The sequence below is a fragment of the Stenotrophomonas sp. YJH_SMC_119 genome, from assembly GCF_059368315.1.
Genome location: NZ_JCAFRP010000009.1, coordinates 34,395 through 54,260, shown reverse-complemented (window position 1 = coordinate 54,260; position 19,866 = coordinate 34,395). Strand labels below are relative to the sequence as shown.

The window sequence follows — 19,866 nt, the reverse complement described above, 5'->3', positions numbered from 1 at the left end:
GATCAGACAAGGACACGGAATGAAGATGCGAATCACAGGGATGGCGATGATGGCCGCGCTGCTGGCAGCCTGCGGACAGGCGCCGGAAAAGACTGGCGAGACTGCACCTGCTGTGGCGCCAGCGCCGACCGCCGAAGCACCGGCCGCCGCGGCGACGGTGGTCGAGAAGGAACCGTCCGCCGAAGACGGTGTGGACCCCTCGGTGTGGGACAACGAAGGCGAACCGGAAGACCCGAGCACAGGCGGGGAACTCACCTGCGCGGACAACCCGCTGGCGACGCATTTCTTCACCCTGGTGGGCGGCAATACCGTGGACGACTGCGGCCGCAAGGATCCGAAGGTGCTGGCCGCGTTCAACGCCCTGATGAAGAACACGGCCGCAGCCGAATCCGCTGACAAGGAGATTCCATCGCTGCGCGAACGCCTGCTGAGCGGGCCCAGCGGTCCTGGCGAACTGGTAGTCCTGCAGGGTGAGCCGTGGTGGTTCTACACCGCCTGCCAGGCCCACGACTGCCCCGGCACGGCGTTGGCGATGCTGTATTCGCCCGATCAGTCGAAGATGGTTGGCCGTCTTACCGCGCGCTGCCGTGTATGGTGGCTGGGCGAGCCGACGGCGGAACAACGTGCGCAGATCGAACAGCGCCAGCCACTGCAGGATGCCGCGTTGAAGGAAGACAGCGCACTCTGCGAGTGATGTGGCGCGCGCCGCAGCGCCGGGCCGTGCCCGGCGTTGCAGTGAGCGTTGTTCCCCGTATCACCCTTCCGGCCGCATGCGTGCGCTGACCTGTGCTGTCAGCGACAGACTGACCATCATCAGGCCCTCCATCACACGGTCGCCCACGTACTCCTCGTCGGGTCCGTTCTGGCGCACGCGCTCGGCAGCCAGCAGCATTTCCAGCGCCACGCGCAGGCCGGTCAATGCGCAGTCCGCGTCGGCCAGCGCCATGCGGCGGCCGGGCATCTGGTGACGCTCCGGCCACGGCTGGCCATCGGCGGCTGCGCCCTTGCCGATGCGATCGAGCGTGGCGATGAAACCGAGAGGATCGCGCGCGTGCGCCGCTTCCGAAGGCGCGTCCGCGTTGGTGGGTACGTACTGCGTGCGTAGTCGGGAGGATTCGGGTGTGCTCATGGCAGAGGCTCCGTGCAGGACAGACGGCAGCCGCCACGCAAAGGTGGCGGGCGGAGACGTGGCTCGAAAACCGGGAGATCACGAACAAGACCGGCAGGCGCAAGGCCTCCACGCTCCGCCCGCCATAGCCGGCAGACGGAATGCCAGCCGGCGCCACGCGGGGTGACGCCGGCTGGCAAGCGCAAACAACGTTCGTGATCTAACGGGTTTTCGAGGCCCGGCCACCCATTTTCCGGTGGCCCACCATCTGTACCGCCGTCGCTGCGCAACGCCAATCAGAAGAGCTGAATTCAACGCTGGATCAAAGACGCTTTTGGCATTTTTGCATGCTGTTAAGCCGTCGCAGACGCAGGCGCCGCAACGTCCGTAGCGGCATGGGGAATATGCGACATGGGTCGAAGTTGATGACGTGGCGTACGGGTACCCCACCAGGCCGATGACGACAGTGCGGGGCGAAGTACGTAAATCGACTTTGACGCACTCAGGTCTGTCAGTGCTCTTCGCGTCCCTCGTACCAGGCTTGAGTACGATTCACGATCCGCACCACGGACAGCATCACTGGCACTTCGATCAGCACGCCGACGACCGTGGCCAGCGCCGCCCCCGAATGCACGCCGAACAGTCCCACGGCTGTCGCCACCGCCAGCTCGAAGAAGTTGCTGGCGCCAATCAACGCCGAAGGGCCGGCCACGCAATGCGCCACGCCCAGCCGACGGTTGAGCAGGTAAGCCAGGCCGGAAGTGAAATAGACCTGGATCAGGATCGGCACCGCAATCAGCGCGATCACCAGCGGTTGCTTCACGATCTGCTGGCCCTGGAACCCGAACAGCAGCACCAGCGTCAGCAGCAGGGCGGACAGCGACAGCGGACCCAGCCGTCGAAGCGCACGCTGCAGCCTCGCCTCGCCGCCACGCGAAAGGATCCAGCGCCGCAGCAACGCGGCCACCAGCACGGGCACCAAGATGTAGAGGCCAACCGACAACAGCAGCGTATCCCACGGCACGGTGATCGCCGACAGGCCCAGCAACAGCGCAACCACCGGTGCGTATGCGACCACCATGATCGCGTCGTTCAAGGCCACCTGGCTCAGGGTGAAGTTGGCATCACCGCGGCACAGGTTGCTCCACACGAACACCATGGCGGTGCAGGGCGCCGCTGCCAGCAGGATCAGCCCGGCGATGTAGCTGTCGATCTGTGCTGCGGGCAGCCAGTCGGCGAAGGCATGGCGCAGAAACAGCCAGCCCAGCAGCGCCATCGAGAACGGCTTCACGGCCCAGTTGATGAACAGCGTCACCCCGATGCCCTTCCAGTGCTGCTGCAACCGGCGCATCGCAGTGAAGTCGACCTTCAGCAGCATCGGGATGATCATCAGCCAGATCAGCACTGCAACCGGTAGGTTGACCTTGGCCACTTCGGCGGAGGCCAGCACCGCGAAGGCACCGGGTAGGAAGTGGCCCAGCAGCGTGCCGACCGCAATGCACAGCACAACCCACAGGGTCAGGTGCCGCTCGAACAGGCTCATGGCAGTGGCACCGTTACTGCGCGCCGTCGGCCGGCAACAACTGGCCGATCTGATCCAGCGCGTGCTGCAGCGCTTCGCGGTCGGACCACAATGAGTCAGGCAAGGCGAGCAATGCACGCAGTCGCGCCTTCACGATGGCATGGGCCAGCGCGAAGGCTGCGGCCTTGTCGGCATCGCTGCCTGCCACGGCGGCCGGATCGGGCAGGCCCCAGTGGCTGCGGATGAAGTCACCGAACACCACAGGGCAGGCTTCGGCAGCGGCCGCGTCGCACACGGTGATCACCAGAGCCATCGGGGCTGCATCCACGAACTCATCCCACGACTTGCTGCGCAGCCCTTCAACGGGCATTCCTTCGGCCTGCAGCTGGGCGAGCGCGAACGGATTGACCTGGCCGGTGGGCTGGCTGCCGGCACTGAAGGCGGTGAAGCGATCGCCGCCCCAGGCGCGCAGGGTGGCTTCAGCCAGCACGCTGCGCGCGCTGTTGCCGGTACAGAGGAACAGGACATTGCGGGTCATGGAGCAATTGCCTTGAGTGGAGAGGATCTGTGGGGTCAGCCCTTGCAGGCGGGCGCCGTGGGCATGCATTGCTCGGTTGGCGAGCCCGCGCAGCAGTTGTGCGTCAGGTACTCGATCAAGCCGTTCATCGCATCGAAGTTGGCGCGGTAGCAGACATGGCGACCCTGGCTTTTGCTCTCCACCAGGCCGGCCTGCACCAGCTCCTTCAGGTGGAAGCTGAGCGTGGCTGGGGGCACCTGCAGGGCCGTGGCGATGTCGCCCGCCATGCGCCCTGCCGGGCCAGCCTCCACCAGCAGGCGGAAGGCAGCCAGGCGGGTGGCATGGCCGAGGGCGGTGAGGGCGGCGATTGCATTCGACGTTTCCATATTTCTAGAATAGTCGAATGAATAAGCCAATCACAAGTGCCCACCTGCCGAACCTGGTAGACGCCTCACTGCCCCAGCCCGATCACCGCCAGCTTGCCGCCGCAGATCTGGGGCCACCACGCATCCTCCTGCTCTACGGCTCGCTTCGGCCGCAGTCGTTCAGTCGCAAGCTGGCGCTGGAAGCCGAGCGATTGCTGCGTCACCTGGGGTGCGAGACCCGCGTGTTCGATCCGCATGCGCTGCCCATGCTGGACAGCGTGCACCCGCACCACCCTGAAGTGCAGCGACTGCGCGAATGGTCGCAGTGGTCGGAAGGCCAGGTCTGGGTCAGCCCCGAGCGGCACGGCACGGTCACCGGCGTGTTCAAGAACCAGATCGACTGGTTGCCGCTGGAAGATGGCAGCGTGCGGCCCACGCAGGGCAGGACGCTGGCGCTGCTGCAGGTGAGTGGCGGCTCGCAGTCGTTCAATACGGTCAACACGTTGCGCGTGCTCGGCCGTTGGATGCGCATGCTGGCCATCCCCAACCAGTCGTCGGTGGCCAAGGCCTGGCAGGAATTCGATGACGACGGCCGGATGAAACCCTCGCCGTACTACGATCGGGTGGTGGATGTGATGGAAGAGCTGGTGAAGTTCACGCTGCTGACGCGGGGCCGGTCGGACTACCTGGTAGACCGCTACAGCGAGCGGAAGGGCGACGCGCACGCCGCGGCATTGGCGCGGGCTGCAGAGGCTACGGCTTCCTGATCCTCATTGGTGCTGATGTGAGGCACGCTCACCCAAGCAGCCTCTTCACCCTTGAAGCTGCAAGGCGGATGATCACCACATAGGCCAGCAGCATGCCGGCGCCGATGCCCATTACTTCGATTTCCCAGTTGTGGCGGTAGGGAGAAGGGCCCATGAAGGCCCACGCCAGAAGCACCGCCGCAATCAGCAAGGCGCTGCGATTGGCCTTCGAAATGAGCTCATCTTCGGTCGCGTGCCCCATGTTCGGATCCCAGGAACCGAGCAGCCATCCCAAGCCACGCAGGTACTCGCGCGCCACGAAGAACAGGAAGACGAATACGCCACCCATCGTGCTCAGCAGAAACTGGAAGAGTGGGTCCACCGGCGGCCTCTTGGACGAGGCAGACATTGCCTCGCAGGATCATCAACGGGCGCAGTATGCCAGCGTGCTGGCCCCCAAGGGATGGCGCCTTGCCTCAGCCGCAGGCGACTTTCCAGCAGCCGACGGTGCATCGCAGCTGCCCGGGCGGGCAGGCTCGGTCAAGGCGTGCGCCGCAGCGACAAAGGCGGATGCAGGAACGCTCTACTCGCCGGCATGCTGTGCGGTCTTCTTCTCGTCGCCATCTGCGGCGGCACGGCTCTGCGCGAACTCCGGGAACGTCTTCGCGATCGAATCCTTGTCCGGCAGGATGTAGAACACACCGCCCTTCTCGAACGTGGACTGCACGATCTGCTCGTAGAACGCGGGCGAGACGTTGATGCAGCCGTGGGTGACGCGGTTGTCGTCCGGCGTCGGCGTTGCCAGCCGTTGGGCGCGTTTCTCTTTCGGGGTGCCTGGCGGCAGCGGGTGCATCGAGACGGCGGAATCGTAGTCCACCCACAGCACGCGCCCGGCATCGTCGGAGGGGCCGTAGCCACCAATGAAACGGCCGGCAGGGGTGGTGCGGTCATGGCCGGGAATCGCGCTCAGTGCGAGCTTGGCAACACCAGGGGCCGAGTGATCACCGATGGCCGAACCGAACAGCGCCGGTGCCGCGCCGCGCAGCTTACCGTCGCCGCCGAAGATCAGGACCTGCGCGGCGGCCTTGTCCATGATTGCGAACGGGTAGCCCTGGTTGTCCTTGCTGGCAACCACCCAGCCGGCCAGCTCGATCACTGTTTCGGACACGCTCTGGTCGGGTGGAAGTTCATCAACGGCGGCAATTCGCTGTTCAGGGGCTTCCTTGTCCTTGCCCTTGGCGCTGGCTGCGCCGCTACACGCAACGGCCAGTGCCATCGCCAGTGCGGCATGGAGGGCGCGGCGTGCAGGGGAGGAGGAGGTACGAATGGGACGGCTCCTTGCAATGCAATCCTGGGTGGAAGGATGCCAGTGGCCGGCGAAGGCCACTGGTTCCCGATACAGAGGTGGATCAATTCAAAGGATGAGGGAGCTATCAGCCGCGCGGCTTGCGACCGGCCGGTGCCCTTTCAAGCTGCTGTACGCGGCCTTCGATCTGGTCCAGACGCTGGTTGGCCTGCTGCGCCGACTGGTTGGCGGACTCGGCACTCTGGGCAGCGCCCTGCACCTTTACGTCGAGCTGATCGAGGCGCGAGTTGATGGTTGCGAACTCGTCCTTGTAGGTGGCGCAAGCGCCGAGGCTTACGGTGGCCACGATGGCGACGGTGATGGCGCGTGCTGCGTTGATGTGCTGCTTGGTCAGTTTCATTTCCAACTCCCTCCTTCGTCTGGGGAAGCTGGAATATAGCGGCGTTTGTTCCCGGCGCCAGCCCGTGCTTTCAGCTGGAATTTGAGTACGTGGATGGGCTGTGAAGGCCTGTAGATCAACAAACCTTAACAAGCGGGATCTAGCGAACTGATCTGCATCGGCGAAGCGCCTTGTGTCTGTTAAACGTTACCCATTCACCTGCATGAAGCCGGCATCACGGCATGCGCGTCTGCGTGCTTCCGCCTGCTCCGCACGCAGGTTGCCATCCACTTGCTTCCAGCAGCGCTGCAGCGTTCCCAGGCTGGACATCCAGCAGTTCGGCGACGCCGCTGCGCGTGTCGGCCGCGCGCGCAACATAGGCATGGGCGATGCGGTAGCCGATCCAGTAGCCGAGATCTCCGCGGCGCGCATCGTCGCCGGGACCGTTGTACAGCCACCTTGAAAGATCGGTACCCATGCTGTCCTGCAGGAACGCGCGCTCCAGCGCACACTCGCGACCCTGTGTCCAACGTTGCAGATGCGCGTTGGCCGGTTGCCCGGAGATCCGTTCGGCCACGTATTCGGCGCCCCCTTCCAGCAGGGTCTGATAGAGCAGGGTGGGCTGCTCGATGTCCACGCGTGCACCGGGCTGTTGCACGTGCACATACTCATGCGCGATCAGATGCACGAAGCGGTCACCTACGTCGGTCTGCATCCAGTCGGCGTTGCACAGTGCTTCCAGTCCGATGACCACACCTGCTTCGGTAGTCACGCCACCACTGTTGCCGCGGCCCACCAGTACGGTGACCGGGGGAAAGCGCGCAGACGGCAACAGGGCGCCAAGTCGATCGACGGCAGCGGCGACGCGCGTGCGGATCGATGGCAATGCGGTCGCGCAGGTTCTCGCTTTCGCAAACAATGCCGGCTTGTCCTGGATGGCCCTGGCCAGCCGCTCCATCGAGCCGATACGGCGGTCGGTGAAGCTGCGCAGGGCATCCGTACCCGCATCCAGATAGCCGTGTTGCAGATCATCGGCGCTTGGGCGCCCTTGGTTGGCGTCCAGCACCTTGAAGAAGCGCGTGACATCGTCTGTCTGTACGACGATGTGCCTGGCAGAAACGATGCGCTCAGCGGCCTGTGCCTGCAGTAGCGCAACCGGCGAGGCGATCAGGATCAGTGCCCGCATCACGCATCGAGCGTGGTGCGCGTAAGAAGCCGACAGCGGTCCCATGCGGAGTTCCCTGAACGCCAGCCTTATTTATACACCAGTCAGTTCAATATTCAGGGTTGATTAGACCCCCTAACGGATAATTCACACCTGTCGACCGCCTCTTCTCTCTCCCCCTCCCGGGAGGCGGCCGACGAAACCAAAATAATTAAAGGTGTGTCCCGATGAACAAGAATTCGCTGCTCGCCCTGGGTCTTCTGGCTGCTCTGCCGTTCGCTGCATCGGCAACCGATGGCCTGTCGTACAACTATGTTGAAGGCGGCTACGTGAACACCGATGCCAAGGGCGGCGACGCCGATGGCTGGAAGGTGAAGGGTTCGGTGGCGGTGCACCCGAACTTCCACATCTTCGGCGACTACAGCGCGCAGGAGACCGACAAGTTCAAGAATGACGTCGACCAGTGGCGCATCGGCGCCGGCTACAACTACGGCATCGCACCGAACACCGACCTGGTGGCTCGCGTTGCGTACCAGAAGTTCGACATGAAGCATGGCCTGGACTTCAACGGCTACTCGACCGAAGTTGGCGTGCGCACCGCGTTCAACCCGTACGTGGAAGGCTACGTGATGGCCGGCTACGAGGACTACACCAAGAAGCACGGCATCAACCCGGACGGCGAGTTCTATGGCCGTGTCGGCGCCACCGCCAAGTTCAACCAGAACTGGGGCCTGAGTGGCGAAGTGAAGCTGGCCAAGGCCGGCGACCGCGAGTGGTTCGTGGGCCCGCGCTTCACCTGGTAACAAACGCCTGTCGTTAGTGCGTGTTGTGCTGGCGTGTGACTCTCTCTCTCCCACACGCCAACCGAAGCCCGGCCTCGCGCCGGGCTTCACTTTTATGGGCCCCGTGGCGCCACAATGCGGCATGGGCGACCCTTCCTCTCTTGCAGGCACCGGCACGACCTACCAGGAGCATCTGGCGCCTGCGCCGCTGCGCGGCCACTTTGGCCAGCTGTGGCAGAGCCAGCTTCCTGCCGATGCCGATGGGCACATCACCGTATTGCCCGATGGCTGCGTGGATATCCTCTGGCGCGACGGTGCGCTGTTCGTCGTCGGCCCGGACCGCGTGGCCGCGCACCCGGCGCTGGCACCCGGTGCGCAGGTGCTGGGCGCACGCTTCCGTCCCGGCCAGGCATTGGCCGCGCTGGGCCTGCCCTTGGCCGGGATCATCGGCCAGGCCGTGCCACTGGCCGACCTGAAGGGCGCGTGGGCGAACAAGGCGGCGGCCTCCATCGGCGACACCGCGCCTGCACAGCGCCTGCAGCGAATGGCGCACTGCCTGCAACAGCACATGGGTGCGGCCGCGCTCGATACGCCGGCGCAGCGCGCCCATGTCCTGTTCCAGGCGCTCGCCGCGGGTAATGCCACGCTGGATACGCTGGCGGCGCACCTGGGCCTGAGCCCGCGCAGCCTGCGGCGTTTCAGCCAGTCGCAGTTCGGCTACGGCGCCAAGACGCTGGAGCGGATCCTGCGGCTGCAACGTTTCCTGCGCCACAGCCGTGCGCTGCCACTGCATTCGTTGGCGATGCTGGCCGCTGATGCCGGCTATGCCGACCAGGCCCATCTCAGCCGCGAGGCGCGTGAACTGGCGGGCATGACCGCCAGCGAGCTGCGCCTGGAGTGGGGACAATGATGGCCGTTTTGTTCAAGACCACTGTGCTGCATTGATCGATGCTGGGCTCCCACCACGGAGCCTCGCCATGAATCCTGCCGCGCCCCACGATGCCGAACGCCGCATCGACAACATCGAATTCAACGTCGCCGACATTGACCGTAGCAAGCGCTTCTACGGCGAGGTGTTCGGCTGGCGCTTCACGGACTACGGCACGGCCTACACCGAGTTCGACGACGGCCGTCTGAAAGGTGGCTTCGTGGCCGACGCGGCGGTGCGTGCCCACGGGGGGCCGCTGGTGATCCTCTACTGCGCGGACCTGGCCGATGCGCAGCAACGCGTAGTGGCCGCCGGTGGCGAGGTGGTGCAGGCGGTGTTCGCCTTCCCAGGTGGTCGCCGCTTCCACTTCCGCGATCTGGATGGCTACGAACTGGCGGTCTGGAGTGATGTGGACTGAGGCCTTCGTAGCTTCGCCGGTGGACGGAACGAGAACCGCTCCGTCCCCGGTCAGGCGGTTCCGCTATGATCGCCCGCACATCGCCACACGCGATGCGCCCGCCTCAAGCCAGCAGGAACCGCCGTGAACTCCCAGCCCGCACCGATCACCGCCGTCAACCACACGCTCGACAACGAGCCGCAGCAGATCACCGCGCCACTGACCCATTCGGCGGCGTTTCTGGTGCTGAAGGTGAAGGATGACGAGGCGTCGATCGCCAAGGCACGCGAGGTGCTGGCCAGCACCGACGACCTGATCAAGAACACCGCCATCCGCGAGATCGAACGGACCTTCACCTGCAACGTGGCCCTCGGCCACCGCATGTGGCAGCCGCTGGTGGGCACCACGCCGCCGCGCGAGCTGCAGCCGTTCCGCGAGATCAAGGGCGCGACCCATACCGCTGTGTCCACGCCGGGCGACCTGCTGTACCACATCCGCGCACGTACGATGGATCTGATCGTGGCGTTCGAGCGCAACCTGCTGATGGCCTTTGGCGATGCGGTGGAGACGGTCGATGACGTGGCCGGCTTCCGCTATTTCGATGGCCGCGACCTGCTCGATTTCGTCGACGGCACCGCCAACCCGGAAGGGCTGTCACTGCCGGAAGCCACCATCGTGGGTGAAGAGGATCCGGAACATGCCGGCGGCAGTTACGTGGTGGTGCAGAAGTACCTGCACAACCTCGATGCCTGGCGCGCGCAGAAGACCGAGGCGCAGGAAGCAATCATCGGTCGTACCAAGCACGACAACATCGAGCTGGACGATGCGCCGGCCGATGCGCAGAAGTCGCACAAGACGCTGTGCACCATCGAGGATGCCGACGGCGAGCACGAGATCCTGCGCGACAACATGCCGTTCGCCAACCCGGGTCGCGGCGAGTACGGCACCTACTTCATCGGCTACACGCGCCGCCTGTGGGTGATCGAGAAGATGCTCGAGCGCATGTTCATCGGCAATCCCGCACCGCTGCACGACCGCATCCTCGACTTCTCCACCGCCACCACCGGCGTGACCTTCTTCGCGCCCTCGCGCAAGGTGCTGGCCGACCTGGGCGACTGATCGCGCCGGGTAGCAGCGGCCGCCATCTGCCTGTCATCTACCGCACCGACCATCAGCCGTTGGATGAGAGCGCAGGGGCGGGCGATGGCGATGGCAAGGAACACAACCGGTGCACGCCGCTGGTGGCGGCCACTGGCCGCGTTGTTCGGTGCGCTGGCACTGGGGAGCGCCGGGGTGTCCGCGCAGGAAGCTCCTGCACACTGGATGGCCTATGCCGCCGCCGTGGGGGGGCAGCTGCAGCAGCGCCTGCAGCAGGAGCAGGACCCGCAGGCGCAGCGCGTGCTGGAATGGCTGCAGGCACATCCGGACGCGCCGACGCCGCTGCCGGTGAGCGTGTGGATCGCGGCGGATGGCCGCATTTCGAAGCTGGAATTCGACAGCCTGGGTGATACCCAGGTCGACGCCGCCCTGCGCGCGACCCTGCAGAGTGCACCCCTGCAGGCCGCGCCACCGGCCGACATGCGCCAGCCGCTGCGGCTGGGTTTGGTGCTTACCCAGTAGATCCACGCCATGCGTGGATGTTCTGGGTAGATGCCGACCTTGGTCGGCACGCACGCCAACCAAGGTTGGCGACTACCGGTAGCCCAGCCACGTATGGCGTGGCTCTACCGGGTTGCCACCTGTGGCTCGCGAGCGGCGGCGCTCCATGCGCGCAGGCCGAACACGGCCAGGCCGAGGAAGAACACGTACAGCGCGGCGGTCACGTGCAGCGACTTGAACAGGTACGCACCCACATAGACCACGTCCACTGCGATCCACACCCACCAGCAGGCCACGTGGCGGCGTGCCTGCCACCATTGCCCGACCAGGCTCAGACCGGTCAGCAGCGCATCCAACCACGGCAGGGCAGCGTCGGTGAAGCTGTGCATGGCCGCACCCAGCGCCACGCCACCGCACAGGCCGATGGACAGGTCGCGCAGCAGCGTGCCGCGCGCCAGCGGCACGATGCGGATGCTGCCCTCATCGGCGGCATGCTGTCGCCAGTTGAGCCAGCCATAGACCAGGAAACCACCGAAGGCGACCTGCAGCAGGGTGTCCGAGTACAGCTTGGCCTCGGCGAACACCAGGCCATACAGCGCCACCGACAGCAGGCCCACCGGCCACGCCGCCAGCCGGCGCCGGGCCATCAGCCAGACGCCGAGGATGCTGCACAGTGCGGCGGTCCACTCGAGCATCACGCCGCTCACAGCGCGAACGTCACCGACAGGCGGGCCTGTCGCGGTGCGCCGGGGAACAGGTAGTAGTCACCGCCGCTGCTGCCGGTATCGCGCCAGTAGAAGCGGTTGAACACGTTGTCCACCGACAGGTTCCAGGTCACTGCGCGCTCGCGCAGGCGATGCTGGAAACGCAGGCCAGCGTCGAACACTGAATAGTCGGGTGCGCGCACGCCACCGTCGGCGCGGGCCACGTTGGCACCGGCATAGCGCCAGCCGCCGGTCACGTCCAGGCCTTGCACGAACGGCAGCGCATAGGCCAGGTGCACGCTGGCGCGCACCTTCGGCACGTTCACCAGCTGATGGCCTTCATAGGCCGGCGTGCCGGTGTCGCGCGCGCGCGCCTGCAGCACGCTGGCGCTGGCCACGATCTGCAGCGCATCGGTCAGCTGGCCGTTGGCGGTCAGCTCCAGGCCGGTGTGGGTCTGCGTGCCTTCCTCGACGAAGGTGTAGCCGACGTCGCTGCTGTCGGGCTTGGCGTACTGGTACGGCTGCGAAATGCGGAACACGGCCGCGCCCAGGGTCAGCGCTTCGACCGGCACGTACTTCACGCCCACTTCCAGCTGCCGCGACTGCACCGACGGCAGGAAGGTGTCGGCGTTGCTGGTCCAGAACGGCGCTTCCTGGCCCAGCGAAATGCCGCGCACGTAGCTGGCATAGGCATTGAGCTGGTCGGTGGCCTTCCACACCACCGCAGTCTGCGGCAGGAAGCGCGACAGGCGGCTGTGCCGCTGCGGGGTGCCACGCTTGTCGTAGGCGCGCTCATCGAGGCGCACGAAGCGGCCACCGGCCAGCCACTGCCAGTCATCGCCGAAGCTGATCCGGTCCAGCGCGAAGAACGCGGTCTGGCGGCTGTCCAGGCGACGTGCGGACGGTCCCGGCATCTTCGGCGACGGCGCGAATACCGGCACCGGTGCTTCGTGGATGTTGCTGGTGCCGACGTACTCGTTGACGCTCGGGCGCTTGTCCACGGTGCGGCGGAAGTAGTCGGCACCGAGGGTCAGCTCATGGCCGACGCTGCCGGTCTCGAAGCGGCCACGCAGCTCGGCACGGGCCTGCTGGTTGCGACGGGTGTCGTCCGGGCTGCGGTAGTCGTAGACGTCATAGTCGCCGTTGGGCGCGAAGTAGTTGCCCGGCACGCTGCCATCGGCGCACTGCACGGCGTAGTAGCAGCCGTAGGCGAAGGCGACGTTGTCATCGATCACCGAACGGCTGTGGCCGATCGAGATGCGCGACTGCCAGGCCTCGTTGAAGTCGTAGGTATGCAGCGCGGTGATGTTGGTGCTGGCGATATCCACCGGGCGCTGCCACGGCTGGTAACCCAGCAGGTGTTCGCGGTCGACGCCACGCGGCAGGTCGCGTGCGCCCAGCAGTTGGTAGCCGGACACCGAACGCTGCGAGCTGGTCTGGTAATTGGCATCCACTTCCAGCTTGCCGCGCTCGCCAATGAGCCAGTCGGCGGCCAGCGAGTAGAAGTTGCGGCGACCGTCGGCGTGCTCGACATAGGAGTTGCTGGAATCCCATGCGGCATTCAGGCGCAGGCCGAAACGCGGGGTGATCCAGTGGCCGACATCGACGGCGACGTAGCGCGAGCCTTCCGAATCGGTACCGAGCGTGGCGGTGCGCACTTCGGCCGGGCGCTTGCCGACGTAGTTGATGATGCCGCCCGGCGCCATCACGCCTGCGGCCAGGCCGGCTTCACCCTTGAGGATCTCCACCGACTGCACGTTCTCCAGCGCCAGGCGCTGTTCGCCGGCGATGGACAGGCCGTTGAAGCGGTAGCCGGTGGCGGCGTCCAGGGCGAAGCCACGGATGGCGATGTTCTGGTAGTAACCCACCGGCGCATACGCATCACCCAGCGAGGCATCGTTGCTGGCCAGCTCGGACAGCGAACGCACCTGGCGACGGTCGAGGTAATCGCGCTCAAGCACGTTCACCGAGGCCGGCGTGTCCTTCCAGCTGCCGCCACCGAAGGCGTTCACGCGTGAGGTATCGGCCTTCGGTTTGCCGGCCTGCACGCGTACCGCCGCCAGTTCGGTGGGCGAGCGCTCGGCGCCGGTGGTAGCCGCATCAGGGGACGCATCGGCCTCGCTGGCGTGTAGTGGCAGCGCAGCGCAGAGGGCGAGGGAGAGCAGGGTGGGGCGCAGGCAGCGGTTCATTCGGTTCGTCTTCGGACAACAAGGGAGACGAAGCGACGGCGCGCAGGTGCACCGGCCCATGATGGGGGTGTGGCTGCGGCTCAAAGCTCCCTACGCCGGTGCAAACCGGATCAGGTTCCAAGGGACTCTCTCAGCCTGGCAGATCCAGGCACCCCCGCTTCAGGTGACCATTTCACTACAAATGGTACGGATTTGCGAGCCGGCGTCCTTCAGGCTGCGGGGTCCAGGCTGCGGGGTCAGATCCCTTCCCGCAGGAAAGGGATCTGACCCCAATGGTGCGCCAACCGGGTCACGCCGCCGCGTGCAGCGCCTGCAGCAGTGCCTGTCCCGGCGCACTGTGGAACCACGCCGGATGCCCCAGCATGAAGGGCTGCCACGCGACGTCGGCATTGGCGGTCGAGCCGATGACCCCTTCGAAGTACTCCACTTCGGACAGTGCGAAGTCGAAATGGACCATCGGCAGCAGGTCGGCCAGCAGGTGCACGCGTGCCGCCGACAGTGGCAGCACCTCGCGGTAGCCGTCGAGCAGGGCCAGCGCGATATCGATGCGCACCGCCTCCATGCCGCGCTCCAGTTCCAGCCACGCCACCGCGTTGCGCTCGATCGCCGTGGCGAGGTCGAACAGCGCACTGGTGGGCGAGGCCAGGCCGAAATCCAGCACGGTACTGATCTGCCCATCGCGCCACAGCAGGTTGGAAACGTGCCAGTCGTTGTGCGCCCACAACCGTGGCTCATCGCGCAGGCGCTCGGCCAGGCCGGCATGCCACGGCAGCACGTCACGCTGCAGCTGCGCTTCCCACGGAATGCGCGCGAGATAGCGGGCCAGCCCGGGGCGCTCGTGTAGCCCTGCCTTGATGGCCGCGATCGGATCGTCGGCACGGATCAGATCGTCGCGCGCGACCAGCACATGGGTGCTGCGCTGGGGCGCTTGGTAGCTGGCGGCGGCGAGGTGTAACCGGGCGAGCATGCGACCGGCCTCGCGGGCCTGCGCGGCATCGGTCAACAGCGACCACGACACGGTATCGCGGTACAGATCCTCGCCGATGCCAACTGCATGCAGTTCAAAGGTCCATTCGCCATGCTCGACCGCAGTGTGGCCATCGGCCGCCGGCAGCACCTGCACCACCGGCACGCCCGCTGCGGCGAGATGGGCGATGAAGCGGTGTTCTTCTTCCAGGCAGGCCGCGCTGCGCACGCTGTGGTGGTGGCGCTTGATGAACACCGCGCCGTCCACGCCGTTGACGATGGCGGCGGCCGACAGCGGCCGCGGGCTGTGCCAGCGCGGTTGGCTGCGCTCGTCCAGCTGAGGGTAGCGCTGGCGCAGCCACGCAATGTCCGCCGCGCTGATAGGTGGCCAGTCGGCAGCAACCTCGTCGTTGTTGAGGCCCTGCACGCGGTGGGAGGAAGAAGTCATGCCGCAGCCCCAGTGGGGAAAGTCACATCCAAGGCTGCGCATTCAACGCCATGCACGCGGCCAACGCAAACGGGCGGGTCATCGACCCGCCCGTCCGTGCATCGGCATGGGAGATGCCGCGCTGCTTACCAGCCGCGATGGCGACCGCGGTCGTGGTAGTAGCGGTTGTCGTAGTAGCGCTCGCGCTGCCAGCGACGGTCGTCACCGCGGTCGTAGTAACCGCTGCGGTAGTAGCCACGGTCGTAACGGCGATCGTAGCGGTCGTCGTAACGGCGATTGTCGTAGTAACGACGGTCGCGGCGGTCGGAGGTGGTCAGGTTGCCGATCGCACCGCCGGCCACGGCGCCGCCGACGGTTGCAGCGGGATCGCCGTTGGAGAGCAGGTTGCCGGCCACGCCACCGACCACGGCGCCGACCAGGGTGCGCTTGTCCTTCCTCGACATCGCGCTGGCATCGCTGACCACGGCCACACCGGCCACCAGTGCCAGAGCCATCGCCAGACCACGGAAGCTGAGTGCGGAAGTACTGAGCATGTTCGGTTCTCCTGTGAGGTGCATGCCACGCTGGGCAGGGAGGGCGCGGGGCGCCCGGCTGCCGTGGTGCCCACGCTGGCGTTCCAACATTGCCGGAACATTGCCTGGTCCACCGTGCGGCTTGCGCATTCATCTAGCGGCAGGCGGCATGAAGCAAGGCTGAAAGCGGCCTCGGCCGCTCAGCTGGCAGAAAGGGAAAAGGCCACGCGGACGTGGCCCTCCCTTCTCTGCCAAGGCGTTGCGGGCTCAGACGCCCATCGCCTTCTGTGCCTGCCGGGCCTGCTCCTGCTGGGCGTCCTGCTGCTGGTGCAGCACGTTAGGCGCGCCCTGCACGGCACCGCTGCTGAGCGCGATGCTCTGCTCGCTGGCGGCTCGGGCCTCCACCGCCACGCGGCTGGCTGCCGGGTCACCGATCGTGCCCTGCACGGCAAACAGGCGTTCACCGTTCGGGCTGGGCACCACCGTGTCGATGCGCTGCAGGCCGGCGGCATGCGCCTCCTTGGTCAGGGCCGCGGCGGCGCTTTCCAGCGCGTGGCGATCCTTGAAGGTGCCGGCCGGCAACAGTTCCAGACCCTTGCTGGCCTGGATGAAGAGCGGATTGCGCGGGTGCCGTTCGTCGTTCAGCAGCGGGCGCTCGCGGGCTTCCTTGATGGCCTCCAGCGTCTTCGCCCCGACAATGCCGTCGGCCACCAGGCCGTTGTCCTTCTGCAGCTGGCGCACCGCCGCGTCGGTGTTGCGGCCGAAGCGGCCATCCTCGACCAGCGGCTTGCCGTCGGCACCGACGTAGCCCAGGTGGCCCAGCTGTTCCTGCACTTTGCGCACGCCTTCGCTGTGCGCGCCCTGCTTGTACAGTTCGGCGTGCGGCGTGGCAGCGGCCTTGTGCTCGGCGGCAGGCTTGCCCTGGGTCTGCTCGTGCGACGGGGTGCGGTTTTCCAGCAGGTCGCGCGCCTTGGACAGTGGATCGGAGGCGTACAGCTTCCAGTTCGGGTGGTCCTTCACCTGCTTGAGGTAGTCCTCGACCGGCATGGTGTGCACGCCCTTGCTGCCGGAGGACTGGCTGATCAGCAGCTTGTCGGTGGTGGGGTCGCGCACCACCATCACGATGTGGTCGATGCCGTTCCAGTGCTCGTGGCGGGTCCTGGCCGTATCCAGGCCGATGATCATGCCTTCCTTCAGCGCACCGGGCTTCAGGATCGCGTCGCGGTCCAGCAGCACGCCGGACTGGTCGAACGCCTTGCGCACGATGCCGCCGGAACCCAGGTTGCCCAGGTCGATGCGATCAGCCTTGCTGAACACCGCGTGCCCGGCCTTCTGGTTGATCTCGTCCATGGTCCGGTTCTGCAGGGTGCCGACCCAGCCGGAACAGTCGATGTAACCCTGCTCCACGTTCTTGCCGGTCTTGCCCGGTACGTACAGCGCGTGACCCGGAATGTTGATGGCGTACTTCACGTGGTCGTACTTCACGCCGGCCTCGTAGGCGGCCTGCAGTTCGATGCCCGGTTTCGGTGTGGCAGCCGCCGTTGCAGTTGCCGCCAGCGTGGTTGCACCCGCCACCACGGCTGCGCTGGCCTGTGCAGGCGCTGCTGGGGTCTGGCCCTGGCCCTGCGCCACCGCCTGCGGTTCGATGTTCTTTTCCGGAATGCTGATCGCCGCGTACTTGTGGATGTAGTAGCTGGAGAAGGTGCGTGCCAGGTCGCCGTCGTTCATGCCGCGCATCTCGGCCAGGGTGTGGCCGGTCAGCGCCTTCGCGTCGGAACCGATCTGGTTCAGCACGTTGCGGCGCATGTTGATCTCTTCGCCGTGGCTGTTGCGGACCACGCCGAAGGTGCCGGTGGCAATGGCGGTCTGTACCGAGCCATAGCCGGCGCTGCCCTGCTGGTGGGCCAGGTACAGGTCCAGCCCGGTGGGCGTGTCGCCGCCGGACAGGTAGGGGTTGCCGGTGCGCTCGTTGCGGCGTGCCATCGAGTCCAGGTTGTCCTGGTACATCTGCGCGGCCGCTTCAGTGTTGCGGGTGGGGTCGAACTCGTGGCCGGTCAGGTGGTACTGGCGCGCGGAGCCGGGCACGAACTGGAACAGGCCCTTGGCGCCGGACGAGGTGTTGTGGGCGCGCTCGTTGAAGGTGCCGCCGGTCTCGATGTGCGCGAAGCGCATGAAGTCATCGACCGGAAGGCCTTTATGCCGGGCGACCTGCTCGACGATGTCCAGGACTTCCTTTCTGCTGTAGTCATGCTGTGCCATGACGTTTTCCTCGGGGTTGATGGAGCGGCGCATGCCGCGAATCGCCAACCGGACTCATCCGTGAGTCAAGAACATGTCGGTCAACAGGAAACCCGCGCGTGGGCGGGTGCTATCAGGGCGCGACGTACTGCTGGGTCGCGCTGTCGAAGGTGTAGTGCACGGCGTCGCCGGCGCCCAGTGCACGGGTCTTGCCGGGGCCTTCGATGGTGGTGCCCTTGAAGGTCACGGTCAGTCGCGGCAGGCCGTTGCCGTCGGCAGCGAAGGCCAGTTCGCCATCGCTGTCGGTGCAGGGCATCACGTTGCCTTCGTCGCAGGCGGCGCTGTTGTCCTCGCCCGTACGCACCGAGCCGACATAGCGCCAGACCTTGCTGTCCACGTCGTCTTCGCTGCGCTTGGGGTTGAACAGCAGCAGTGCATAGCCGGTGCTGCTGATGCCGCGGTCGAAGCTGCTGGTCGGCACCGCCAGCAGCAGGCGACCGTCGGCGGTGCGATGTTCAAGCGGCTTGCGCCGGGTATCGACATCGTCGGCCTTGTCGTACGCGCCCAGCGCGCCGATGGTCCATTCCTGGCCACGGAACTTCCATGGCTTCTTCGCGTCGGCGCCGGCCAGCACGAAAGTGGCCTCGGCGAGGTTGGCGCGATCATCCGGGCCAGCCGGCGACTGCTCGCCCGGCTTGCCGTAGTGCTCGCGGGTATCCCAGGAGAAACCCGTGTAATACGTGGTGCCATCGAGGGTGAAGGTGTGGCCGAACCAGAAGGTCGCCACGCTGCCGTTCTGGACCTCGTAGGAGGTCGCGCCATCACCGTCCACCTGGTAGGTGAAATACATCACGGTCGGCGCGTCGGGCGGGGTGACGGCGGTGTCGGGAGAGGTGTTCTGCATCGGGGCAACATCCTGTCGGGGCGCATCGGCAGCCTGCACGGGAGCGCCAGGCTGGGAGGACGAGGGGGCCGGATCGGCGGCGCTGCAGGCCGCAGCGGAAAGAGAGACGAGCAGGCACGCCGCGAATGCGCGCAGGGGCCGCAACGGCAGGGTCCAACATGGCTCGGGGGGGTGATGCATGCGCCTCTCCATGGTCAGCGTTGCCGGGCCAGACGGCCGGCAGGAAACCGCACCCCATCCACCTGGGACGGGAGCGAGGACATGAGCCGGTCGATTCCTTCGACCTCGCATTGAAAACCCATGCCGGGTCATCTTGGCACAGAACGGCGGCCGGTCAAAGAGGGCGGTGACAGATGCCCTTACAGTGTGATCTGGTTCTCAGATCTTGCCGTCGCGCAGGTAGTCGAACAATTCGGCGTCGCCCTTCAGGCCCAGTTTGAGCATGGCGTCGCCTTTCTGCCGGCTGATGGTGCTGACGCTCTTGTGCAGCTGCAGCGAGATCTCCTTCACCGTCATGCCGGTGCCGAGCAGCCGCAGCACTTCCACCTCGCGTGGCGACAACGGCTTGCCGTCGCCCTCGCGCATGCGCCAGCTGCCCGCAGCCTCGACCCGCTCACGCAGGCTCCGGCTGATGTAGGGCTGGCCCCGATAGACCGCCTGGATGGCCTGCGGCAGTTCGTCCATCGACGAGCTCTTGTCGACCAGGCCGAGCACGCCGCTGTCGAGCACCATGCGCAGGATCGCCAGGTTGTTGGAGACGCTGAGCATCAGCACCGGCAGGTCGGGGAAGCGGCGGCGGATCATGCCGATCATGGCGAAGCCGTCGGCCTGTGGGCTGCCCGGCATGGAATAGTCGGTCACCAGCAGGTCGCAGGGTTGGCTGCCGAGCAGGGCCATCAGCGCCTGCGCGCTGTCAGCCTCGCCGACCACGCGGCCGACCCCGCTCGATTCGATGACGGCGCGGGTACCGATACGGACCACAGGGTGGTCGTCTGCGATGATGATGCGCAAGCTCATTGCTCTAGTATGGCCACCGGGCAAGCCGGGCCGCGACCATCGCGGCCCTGTCAGGATTCTAGGAGATCGACGCC

At 66.2% G+C, this 19,866-nt stretch carries 22 protein-coding genes and 1 riboswitch; of the genes, 7 read left to right on the top strand and 15 right to left on the bottom strand.

Translation table 11 applies throughout. The annotated features are described in order from the left end of the window. Nucleotides 1–19: 19 nt before the first annotated feature. A complete protein-coding gene (locus tag AC5P6S_RS14490; RefSeq protein ID WP_099526854.1) occupies nucleotides 20–694 on the top strand; it encodes an Ivy family c-type lysozyme inhibitor in 675 nt (224 codons plus the stop codon). A gap of 60 nt (nucleotides 695–754) precedes the next feature. Here the strand turns inward: AC5P6S_RS14490 and AC5P6S_RS14485 are convergent, their stop codons facing one another. The 4 genes from AC5P6S_RS14485 to AC5P6S_RS14470 form a co-directional block, all read right to left on the bottom strand. Next, nucleotides 755–1,129: a hypothetical protein gene (locus AC5P6S_RS14485; protein WP_099479729.1), complete on the bottom strand. Its 375-nt coding sequence runs from the start codon at nucleotides 1,127–1,129 to the stop codon at nucleotides 755–757. A 490-nt stretch (nucleotides 1,130–1,619) separates the two neighbouring features. Continuing rightward, nucleotides 1,620–2,651 carry an ACR3 family arsenite efflux transporter gene (gene arsB / locus AC5P6S_RS14480; RefSeq protein ID WP_099526853.1) on the bottom strand — a complete coding sequence of 344 codons (1,032 nt, stop codon included), beginning with the start codon at nucleotides 2,649–2,651 and terminating at the stop codon, nucleotides 1,620–1,622. A 13-nt stretch (nucleotides 2,652–2,664) separates the two neighbouring features. After that, nucleotides 2,665–3,168 (bottom strand): arsenate reductase ArsC, encoded by a 504-nt coding sequence (locus tag AC5P6S_RS14475; protein ID WP_049459764.1) that lies wholly within the window; start codon nucleotides 3,166–3,168, stop codon nucleotides 2,665–2,667. A gap of 35 nt (nucleotides 3,169–3,203) precedes the next feature. Then, nucleotides 3,204–3,533 carry an ArsR/SmtB family transcription factor gene (locus tag AC5P6S_RS14470; RefSeq protein ID WP_049459763.1) on the bottom strand — a complete coding sequence of 110 codons (330 nt, stop codon included), beginning with the start codon at nucleotides 3,531–3,533 and terminating at the stop codon, nucleotides 3,204–3,206. Nucleotides 3,534–3,550: 17 nt separating this feature from the next. Here AC5P6S_RS14470 and arsH point away from each other — a divergent pair, with 17 nt between their 5' ends. Beyond that, nucleotides 3,551–4,279 (top strand): arsenical resistance protein ArsH, encoded by a 729-nt coding sequence (arsH, locus tag AC5P6S_RS14465; protein WP_012478749.1) that lies wholly within the window; start codon nucleotides 3,551–3,553, stop codon nucleotides 4,277–4,279. Between the two features lie 28 nt (nucleotides 4,280–4,307). Here the strand turns inward: arsH and AC5P6S_RS14460 are convergent, their stop codons facing one another. The 4 genes from AC5P6S_RS14460 to AC5P6S_RS14445 form a co-directional block, all read right to left on the bottom strand. After that, the gene (locus AC5P6S_RS14460; protein ID WP_232092432.1) at nucleotides 4,308–4,640 is read right to left on the bottom strand and encodes a hypothetical protein; all 333 of its coding nucleotides are present in this window, start codon (nucleotides 4,638–4,640) and stop codon (nucleotides 4,308–4,310) included. A gap of 201 nt (nucleotides 4,641–4,841) precedes the next feature. Next, entirely contained in the window at nucleotides 4,842–5,534 is a 693-nt protein-coding gene (locus AC5P6S_RS14455; protein ID WP_044569346.1) for a L,D-transpeptidase family protein, read from the bottom strand. A gap of 157 nt (nucleotides 5,535–5,691) precedes the next feature. Then, entirely contained in the window at nucleotides 5,692–5,964 is a 273-nt protein-coding gene (locus tag AC5P6S_RS14450) for a hypothetical protein (protein ID WP_005407606.1), read from the bottom strand. A gap of 214 nt (nucleotides 5,965–6,178) precedes the next feature. Next, nucleotides 6,179–7,129 carry a DUF2268 domain-containing putative Zn-dependent protease gene (locus AC5P6S_RS14445; protein ID WP_032965489.1) on the bottom strand — a complete coding sequence of 317 codons (951 nt, stop codon included), beginning with the start codon at nucleotides 7,127–7,129 and terminating at the stop codon, nucleotides 6,179–6,181. 206 nt (nucleotides 7,130–7,335) lie between these two features. Here AC5P6S_RS14445 and AC5P6S_RS14440 point away from each other — a divergent pair, with 206 nt between their 5' ends. From AC5P6S_RS14440 to AC5P6S_RS14420, 5 genes are all read left to right on the top strand, one after another. Next, nucleotides 7,336–7,911, top strand: coding sequence for an OmpO family porin (locus tag AC5P6S_RS14440; RefSeq protein WP_005411880.1), 576 nt, complete (start codon nucleotides 7,336–7,338; stop codon nucleotides 7,909–7,911). 121 nt (nucleotides 7,912–8,032) lie between these two features. Continuing rightward, the gene (locus AC5P6S_RS14435) at nucleotides 8,033–8,800 is read left to right on the top strand and encodes a helix-turn-helix transcriptional regulator (RefSeq protein ID WP_049459761.1); all 768 of its coding nucleotides are present in this window, start codon (nucleotides 8,033–8,035) and stop codon (nucleotides 8,798–8,800) included. A gap of 67 nt (nucleotides 8,801–8,867) precedes the next feature. Then, nucleotides 8,868–9,236, top strand: coding sequence for a VOC family protein (locus tag AC5P6S_RS14430; protein WP_024957754.1), 369 nt, complete (start codon nucleotides 8,868–8,870; stop codon nucleotides 9,234–9,236). A gap of 123 nt (nucleotides 9,237–9,359) precedes the next feature. Next, complete coding sequence (locus tag AC5P6S_RS14425; protein ID WP_049459760.1) at nucleotides 9,360–10,334, top strand: Dyp-type peroxidase; 975 nt, start codon at nucleotides 9,360–9,362, stop codon at nucleotides 10,332–10,334. A gap of 84 nt (nucleotides 10,335–10,418) precedes the next feature. Then, nucleotides 10,419–10,835: an energy transducer TonB gene (locus tag AC5P6S_RS14420; RefSeq protein ID WP_012478756.1), complete on the top strand. Its 417-nt coding sequence runs from the start codon at nucleotides 10,419–10,421 to the stop codon at nucleotides 10,833–10,835. A 104-nt stretch (nucleotides 10,836–10,939) separates the two neighbouring features. Here AC5P6S_RS14420 and pnuC read toward each other — a convergent pair whose 3' ends face one another. The 7 genes from pnuC to AC5P6S_RS14385 form a co-directional block, all read right to left on the bottom strand. Then, the gene (pnuC, locus tag AC5P6S_RS14415; RefSeq protein ID WP_024956293.1) at nucleotides 10,940–11,509 is read right to left on the bottom strand and encodes a nicotinamide riboside transporter PnuC; all 570 of its coding nucleotides are present in this window, start codon (nucleotides 11,507–11,509) and stop codon (nucleotides 10,940–10,942) included. Nucleotides 11,510–11,517: 8 nt separating this feature from the next. Beyond that, a complete protein-coding gene (locus AC5P6S_RS14410; protein ID WP_235643433.1) occupies nucleotides 11,518–13,707 on the bottom strand; it encodes a TonB-dependent receptor in 2,190 nt (729 codons plus the stop codon). Between the two features lie 70 nt (nucleotides 13,708–13,777). Continuing rightward, nucleotides 13,778–13,873, bottom strand: a riboswitch (TPP riboswitch). 123 nt (nucleotides 13,874–13,996) lie between these two features. After that, nucleotides 13,997–15,121, bottom strand: coding sequence for a phosphotransferase enzyme family protein (locus tag AC5P6S_RS14405; RefSeq protein WP_065183501.1), 1,125 nt, complete (start codon nucleotides 15,119–15,121; stop codon nucleotides 13,997–13,999). Between the two features lie 125 nt (nucleotides 15,122–15,246). After that, the gene (locus AC5P6S_RS14400; RefSeq protein ID WP_005411889.1) at nucleotides 15,247–15,654 is read right to left on the bottom strand and encodes a glycine zipper 2TM domain-containing protein; all 408 of its coding nucleotides are present in this window, start codon (nucleotides 15,652–15,654) and stop codon (nucleotides 15,247–15,249) included. Nucleotides 15,655–15,900: 246 nt separating this feature from the next. Continuing rightward, nucleotides 15,901–17,892, bottom strand: a complete 1,992-nt coding sequence (locus AC5P6S_RS14395; RefSeq protein ID WP_099526871.1) for a peptidoglycan-binding protein — start codon at nucleotides 17,890–17,892, stop codon at nucleotides 15,901–15,903. A gap of 112 nt (nucleotides 17,893–18,004) precedes the next feature. Then, nucleotides 18,005–18,775: a hypothetical protein gene (locus AC5P6S_RS14390; RefSeq protein WP_005407619.1), complete on the bottom strand. Its 771-nt coding sequence runs from the start codon at nucleotides 18,773–18,775 to the stop codon at nucleotides 18,005–18,007. Between the two features lie 378 nt (nucleotides 18,776–19,153). Further along, complete coding sequence (locus AC5P6S_RS14385) at nucleotides 19,154–19,792, bottom strand: response regulator (protein ID WP_005407620.1); 639 nt, start codon at nucleotides 19,790–19,792, stop codon at nucleotides 19,154–19,156. Nucleotides 19,793–19,866: the final 74 nt, after the last annotated feature.